A 5000-nucleotide genomic window follows, 5' to 3' on the forward strand; every position below is an offset into this window, starting at 1 on the left:
CACAGCAGGTGAAAGCCCTGTAGGCAGAAATTCTGATGGACGTGTAGTATCCTGAGTAGCGCGGGACCGGAGGAATCCTGTGTGAATTAGTCAGCACCATCTGATAAGGCTAAATACTCCCTAGAGACCGATAGTGAACCAGTACCGTAAGGGAAAGGTGAAAAGCACTTCGAACAGAAGAGTGAAATAGTACCTGAAACCGTGCGCCTACAAGCGGTCGGAGTCCGCAAGGATGACGGCGTGCCTTTTGCATAATGAGCCTACGAGTTACTCCTTACTGGCAAGGTTAAGTACTTAAGTTACGGAGCCGCAGCGAAAGCGAGTTCTAACAGAGCGTATAGTCAGTAGGGGTAGACGCGAAACTTTGTGATCTATCCATGGGCAGGTTGAAGGTTTGGTAACACAAACTGGAGGACCGAACTCATTAGCGTTGAAAAGCTATGGGATGACCTGTGGATAGGGGTGAAAGGCCAATCAAACTGAGAGATAGCTCGTTCTCCCCGAAATGTTTTTAGGAACAGCCTCGTATACAGAGTTATCATAGAGGTAGAGCTACTAATTGGGCTAGGGGGCTTCACCGCCTACCAAACCCTAATAAACTCCGAATGCTATGATATATCTACGGGAGTGAGGCTGTGGGCGCTAAGGTCCATGGCCGAGAGGGAAATAACCCAGATTAACAGCTAAGGTCCCTAATCGTATGTTAAGTTGAACAAACGAAGTTCAAATCCTATAACAGCCAGGATGTTGGCTTGGAAGCAGCCATTCATTTAAAGAGTGCGTAACAGCTCACTGGTCGAGGGTTTGAGCACGGAAAATAATCGGGCATCAAACATACAACCGAAGCTTTAGGATCGCCACTAGGTGGTGTATCGGTAGGGGAGCATTCTAAACTGCATTGAAGGTGTATCGCGAGGTATGCTGGAGCGTTTAGAAAAGAAAATGTAGGCATAAGTAACGATAAAATAGGTGAAAAACCTATTCGCCGTAAGACTAAGGGTTCCTGATCAACGCTAATCGGATCAGGGTTAGTCGGGTCCTTAGGCAAAGCCGAGAGGCGTAGCTGATGGCAAACTGGTGAATATTCCAGTACCTGCTATAATTTCGATGGGGTAACGGAGTAGTGAAAGGACTGCGCACTTACGGAATAGTGCGTTAAAGGGGGTAGTTATATTCTGTGTAGGCAAATCCGCACGGGATGATGAACCTGATAGTACAGCAAAGCTTCGGCCGCGCTGATAATGTCCCTAATCAGACTTCCAAGAAAAACCTCTAAGGTTCGGTTATAGCAGCCCGTACCGTAAACCGACACAGGTAGTCGAGGAGAATATCCTCAGGCGCTCGAGTGATCCGTGGTAAAGGAACTAGGCAAATTGACGCTGTAACTTCGGGATAAGGCGTACTGCAGTGATGCAGTCTCAGTAAAATGGTCCAACCAACTGTTTAACAAAAACACAGGGCCCTGCAAAATCGAAAGATGACGTATAGAGCCTGATACCTGCCCGGTGCTGGAAGGTTAAGGAAGGATGTTCGGCGCAAGCCAAAGCTTCTGACTGAAGCCCCAGTAAACGGCGGCCGTAACTATAACGGTCCTAAGGTAGCGAAATTCCTTGTCGGGTAAGTTCCGACCTGCACGAATGGTCTAATGAGTTGGACACTGTCTCTACCACGAGCTCGGTGAAATTGTAGTATCGGTGAAGATGCCGGTTAATCGCAACGGGACGGAAAGACCCCGTGAACCTTCACTACAACTTAACATTGATTTTGAACAACAGATGTGTAGGATAGTTGGGAGACTATGAAGCAGCTTCGCCAGGAGTTGTGGAGTCAACGTTGAAATACCAACCTTCTGTTGTTTAGAGTCTAACCTGGAGACAGGGACATTGTTTGGTGGGTAGTTTGACTGGGGTGGTCGCCTCCTAAAAAGTAACGGAGGCTCGCAAAGGTACCCTCAGTACGGTTGGTAATCGTACGCAGAGCGCATTAGTAAAAGGGTGCTTGACTGTGAGGCCGACAAGCCGAGCAGGAGCGAAAGCTGGCTAAAGTGATCCGGTGGTTCTGTATGGAAGGGCCATCGCTCAAAGGATAAAAGGTACTCCGGGGATAACAGGCTGATCTCCCCCAAGAGCTCATATCGACGGGGAGGTTTGGCACCTCGATGTCGGTTCGTCACATCCTGGGGCTGGAGAAGGTCCCAAGGGTTCGGCTGTTCGCCGATTAAAGTGGCACGTGAACTGGGTTCAGAACGTCGCAAGACAGTTCGGTCCCTATCTGTTGTGATCGTTAGTAAATTGCGAGGACATGACCTTAGTACGAGAGGACCGGGTCGTACGTACCGCTGGTGTATCAGTTGTGCCGCCAGGTGCAGTGCTGAGTAGCTATGTACGGAAAGGATAAACGCTGAAAGCATCTAAGCGTGAAACCAACCTCAAGATGAGTTTACTTTTAAGGGCCGTCGGAGACTACGACGTTGATAGGCTACAGGTGTAAGGGTGGTAACATCGAAGCCGAGTAGTACTAATTGCCCGTAAGCTTTAATTTTATTTTTTGTGATAAACTATTACGACTTTCCCAATATGTATCTTATTGCAAGTCTGGAGTCAGATCAATCGCTGAAATAGTGCTGACTCAAAAGACGAAGATCATTCTAATATAGTAAAGATCTTATGGTGGTTATGCCGAGGGTGTTCACCTCTTCCCATTCCGAACAGAGAAGTTAAGCCCCTCATGGCCGATGGTACTGCACTATCATGCGGGAGAGTAGGTAGCTGCCATATTTATTTAAAGAAGCCCCGGTACGTTCATCGTACCGGGCTTTTTTATCCTCACTACACAGAACTAAACTTCAAATTAGTTCCCCCTTTACAGATAGTATACCGCACTTACGGTAGAAGCAAAAAAGACTGGTTAAATTTTGTTGTAAAAGTGAAAGGATTGTATCTTTGCAGTCCGCTTTTAAAGCAGCGTGTGTCAGTATATAAACAATACTGTAAATCAGCACGGTGAAGAAGGAGCGGATGTTGGCAGCGGAAACGATCAGCACAGACAGCGACAGAAAATCAGCGATAACATGATAGTAAGCCTATCAACTCAGTAATTATAGAATAGTTCTTTACAAATAGCAATCCGAAAAGATGATATAAAGTGCTTAGATATAAGCATATATAAATCAGAAAAGTAGGACGATAAAATCTTCAAAAAAGATTTGGTAGGAATGAAAAAATGATTACCTTTGCAACCCCAACGCAAACGACGCGAACGGGACAGCAGAAAAGAAGTTCTTAAATATAGTATAGAAAATGATGTCAGGCAGCAAGTGCCACACAGATCGGATCTGAGACATTGACAGTGATGAGGCGAAAGCTGAATCGAAGTTCTTTGACATATTGGGAAAACAAGTTGTAATAGTAGAATTACAAAAAGCTTTGAAGATATTTAAAGCGAATAAGGGCGCATGGTGGATGCCTAGGCTCTAGGAGGCGAAGAAGGACGTGGTAAGCTGCGATAAGCTACGGGGAGATGCAAACGATCGTTACATCCGTAGATTTCCGAATGGGACAACCCAATACATTGAAGATGTATTATCCGTAAGGAGGCCAACGCAGGGAACTGAAACATCTAAGTACCTGCAGGAAAAGAAAATAAATTAATGATTCCCTAAGTAGTGGCGAGCGAACGGGGACCAGCCCAAACCGCGGTGGCGTGCTGCCGCGGGGTTATAGGACTACTTTTAGAAGATCAGATCAAGCTGAATCATCTGGAAAGATGAGCCACAGCAGGTGAAAGCCCTGTAGGCAGAAATTCTGATGGACGTGTAGTATCCTGAGTAGCGCGGGACCGGAGGAATCCTGTGTGAATTAGTCAGCACCATCTGATAAGGCTAAATACTCCCTAGAGACCGATAGTGAACCAGTACCGTAAGGGAAAGGTGAAAAGCACTTCGAACAGAAGAGTGAAATAGTACCTGAAACCGTGCGCCTACAAGCGGTCGGAGTCCGCAAGGATGACGGCGTGCCTTTTGCATAATGAGCCTACGAGTTACTCCTTACTGGCAAGGTTAAGTACTTAAGTTACGGAGCCGCAGCGAAAGCGAGTTCTAACAGAGCGTATAGTCAGTAGGGGTAGACGCGAAACTTTGTGATCTATCCATGGGCAGGTTGAAGGTTTGGTAACACAAACTGGAGGACCGAACTCATTAGCGTTGAAAAGCTATGGGATGACCTGTGGATAGGGGTGAAAGGCCAATCAAACTGAGAGATAGCTCGTTCTCCCCGAAATGTTTTTAGGAACAGCCTCGTATACAGAGTTATCATAGAGGTAGAGCTACTAATTGGGCTAGGGGGCTTCACCGCCTACCAAACCCTAATAAACTCCGAATGCTATGATATATCTACGGGAGTGAGGCTGTGGGCGCTAAGGTCCATGGCCGAGAGGGAAATAACCCAGATTAACAGCTAAGGTCCCTAATCGTATGTTAAGTTGAACAAACGAAGTTCAAATCCTATAACAGCCAGGATGTTGGCTTGGAAGCAGCCATTCATTTAAAGAGTGCGTAACAGCTCACTGGTCGAGGGTTTGAGCACGGAAAATAATCGGGCATCAAACATACAACCGAAGCTTTAGGATCGCCACTAGGTGGTGTATCGGTAGGGGAGCATTCTAAACTGCATTGAAGGTGTATCGCGAGGTATGCTGGAGCGTTTAGAAAAGAAAATGTAGGCATAAGTAACGATAAAATAGGTGAAAAACCTATTCGCCGTAAGACTAAGGGTTCCTGATCAACGCTAATCGGATCAGGGTTAGTCGGGTCCTTAGGCAAAGCCGAGAGGCGTAGCTGATGGCAAACTGGTGAATATTCCAGTACCTGCTATAATTTCGATGGGGTAACGGAGTAGTGAAAGGACTGCGCACTTACGGAATAGTGCGTTAAAGGGGGTAGTTATATTCTGTGTAGGCAAATCCGCACGGGATGATGAACCTGATAGTACAGCAAAGCTTCG

At 46.5% G+C, this 5000-nt stretch carries 3 rRNA genes (2 of these 3 running past the window's edge); all 3 read left to right on the forward strand.

Going from position 1 to position 5000, the window contains the following annotated elements:
* Positions 1–2541 (forward strand): 23S ribosomal RNA (locus MYF79_RS07085); it begins 337 nt to the left of the window's first position.
* Positions 2542–2665: 124 nt separating this feature from the next.
* A 5S ribosomal RNA gene (gene rrf, locus MYF79_RS07090) occupies positions 2666–2777 on the forward strand.
* A 657-nt stretch (positions 2778–3434) separates the two neighbouring features.
* Positions 3435–5000, forward strand: a 23S ribosomal RNA gene (locus tag MYF79_RS07095); it runs 1312 nt beyond the window's last position.

The organism is Chitinophaga filiformis (genome assembly GCF_023100805.1).
Classification (GTDB): domain Bacteria; phylum Bacteroidota; class Bacteroidia; order Chitinophagales; family Chitinophagaceae; genus Chitinophaga; species Chitinophaga filiformis_B.